4 protein-coding genes and 1 pseudogene are annotated in these 2,285 nt (G+C 62.5%); 4 read left to right on the forward strand and 1 reads right to left on the reverse strand.

What is annotated here, in order from left to right; translation table 11 throughout:
• From QZX93_RS11550 to radC, 4 genes and pseudogenes are all read left to right on the forward strand, one after another.
• Positions 1-271 (forward strand): annotated as a pseudogene (locus QZX93_RS11550) (hypothetical protein); the annotation flags it as partial.
• A 261-nt stretch (positions 272-532) separates the two neighbouring features.
• Positions 533-1,147 (forward strand): hypothetical protein, encoded by a 615-nt coding sequence (locus QZX93_RS11555; RefSeq protein ID WP_295392442.1) that lies wholly within the window; start codon positions 533-535, stop codon positions 1,145-1,147.
• A gap of 82 nt (positions 1,148-1,229) precedes the next feature.
• Positions 1,230-1,478 (forward strand): hypothetical protein, encoded by a 249-nt coding sequence (locus QZX93_RS11560; protein WP_295392443.1) that lies wholly within the window; start codon positions 1,230-1,232, stop codon positions 1,476-1,478.
• Positions 1,479-1,607: 129 nt separating this feature from the next.
• The gene (radC, locus tag QZX93_RS11565; protein ID WP_295392445.1) at positions 1,608-2,108 is read left to right on the forward strand and encodes a DNA repair protein RadC; all 501 of its coding nucleotides are present in this window, start codon (positions 1,608-1,610) and stop codon (positions 2,106-2,108) included.
• Between the two features lie 55 nt (positions 2,109-2,163).
• Here radC and QZX93_RS11570 read toward each other — a convergent pair.
• The coding region (locus QZX93_RS11570) for an IS4 family transposase (protein WP_295384024.1) at positions 2,164-2,285 on the reverse strand (122 nt) is incomplete at its 5' end.

The following is a 2,285-nucleotide window of genomic DNA, read 5'->3' on the forward strand; positions in this document are numbered from 1 at the left end:
GATGACGGGGGCGCTGTGGTATGCCGCGGCGGACCTGTTGGCGCGTCAGGAAGAGCGCCGGGTCATTCTGACCCTGACCGATGGCGGCCCAAATGACTGGGACAGCGCCAATGCGATGGTGATGCGTGCCGGCACCGCCGGGATCGAGATGATCGGCGTTGGGATTGCTACCAGCGTCGACCATCTGTTTCCGGTCGCCGTGCAGATCGCCAGCGTCGCTGACCTCAAGGGCGAGCTGTTCCGTATTGCGGGGCGGCTGCTGCTGAAGTAACCAACCCACGCCAGGACCAGGCCGGTAGCCCACTGTGGACTGCCGGGCCTGGTCCGGGAGGCGTGCCTGCCCTGCGCTCTGGGTGAACTCACCACTGAGAGCACAGCGCACGCAGGTCTTCTTCGGTTCTCCATGGCGAGACCGAGATCACCGCAAGCTGAGCGGACTACAAAAACAGCCGAAACGATGACCAACGCGAAACCCCAACCGGGCGCATGACGCCCTGCGGGGTGGCATGTCCCCCCTCACGAAGAGAACACCATGAAAATACCCGAACAGATCGCCGGCCAGGTCGCCACGGCCGTGCGGACCATCGCCACGACGGCGAGCAGTCACCTCGGCACGGACTGCATCTGGCACGCCTTGGCCTGTCAGCACCTACTGGCCCGCGAGGGCATCGACGACGTGCGCCTGGTGGCCGGCTATGCCGCCTGGCGCGTCGACGGCCAAGACCCCGGTGCGGTGGTGTGTCACCACCGGGAAGGGGCCGCGGTGGCCGCCGGAACCGGCGGCTTCCTGTTCCACGCCTGGGTCTCCTGTGGCCGCCAGGTGTTCGATGCGACGACCTATCAGTTCCGTCAGAAGCTGGCCGCACTCGACGTGGCGGACGGCGGCCGGACTAGGGTGACCTGGTGTCCTGATTATCTCTTGGTCGACCGCAAAGAATGCAAACCCTGGCGGTCCGTGCGCGACGGCTTGCGGGCGGGGCTGTTCTGCTACGACGCCGTTCCGGCGATCGTCGCGCAGGTCGCCAATCATCCCGATACCCAATTGGACGCTGAAGCGATCGTCCTGCTGGAGCAGGTCCATGCGCACGTCAAGGACGGGAACAAACTCGTCGTGGTCGGCCCGAACGGCGTCGCCGCGACCGAGTAATCAAACCAGTTCGATCAACCCCCAAGGGGAGGCGCCTCCCCGATCGGGGAATGTGCGTCTCCCCAACTCAACGGAGAGACACATGACACCAAACAACGGCATCGAAACCGCGACGTGCCCCCCGGCACGCCACTGGCTGCTGGTCATTGAGGGCGATTGCGAGCCCTTCCTGGTCGGCCCCCTGGATGAGTCCGAGGTGCTCGTCAGGGCGAGGGAACACCGCGCCAAGGACTCTTCCATGGACGACGGCCTCTATGCGTTGTCCCTGGATGTTGAGGGCAACCTCAGCGTCGGGGCCTTTGCGCATGACGAACTTGCGCCGCAGGGATAACGACGCTCAGTACTGCTAAGCCCATGGCTTGCGCGCCCTAAACGGGTGCGCGGCCCATTCGATCCCCACCGGGAGACTCGCGCTCCCCATGGGGAGGGTGTGTCTCCCCATGAACACGCGAGACATACCATGTCATTACAACTCTCTTTCTTTCCAGACGAAACCATCAATGGGAGGCCACACCTGACGAGGGGTGAGCGCAACTTGGTCGCGAAAGCGATTCGGTGCCTAGAGGGAAAGTATCTGGTTACAGCGGATGTCTTGGCCAGTCCGAAAGAAACGAAGGCTTACCTAAAGCTGCGGCTTTGCGGCTTATGCTACGAGGTATTCGCGTGTCTGTTCCTTGATACCAGACACCGCATAATCTGCTATGAAGAGCTGTTCCATGGCACCATTGACGGTGCAAGCGTTCACCCACGGGAGGTGGTACGCAGAGTGATTGAGACCAATGCCGCCGCGGTGATCGTGGCCCATAACCATCCCAGTGGTGTTGCCGAGCCCAGTCAGGCGGATCTGCGCATCACGCAAAGGCTGAAGGAAGCACTGGCACTGATCGAGGTACGGGTTCTCGACCATCTGATCGTCGGCGAGGGGGAGACCACCTCGCTTGCAGAACGTGGACTTCTGTGAATGCCAGTGACATCGTCTACGGGCACATAGTCAAAGGCATCCCATTACACACATCTCATAACTCATGAGCCTCTCTGGCAAATTTGATCCCAGCGGCGAAGTCCATGACGCGCTGAAGGCCGAGCCAAATCGTCTTCAGGCCGGGCTCGCCGTCGCCCTTGCGCCCGAGAAAGCCGC

Origin of the sequence: uncultured Thiodictyon sp., assembly GCF_903946935.1 — a bacterium.
Classification (GTDB): domain Bacteria; phylum Pseudomonadota; class Gammaproteobacteria; order Chromatiales; family Chromatiaceae; genus Thiodictyon.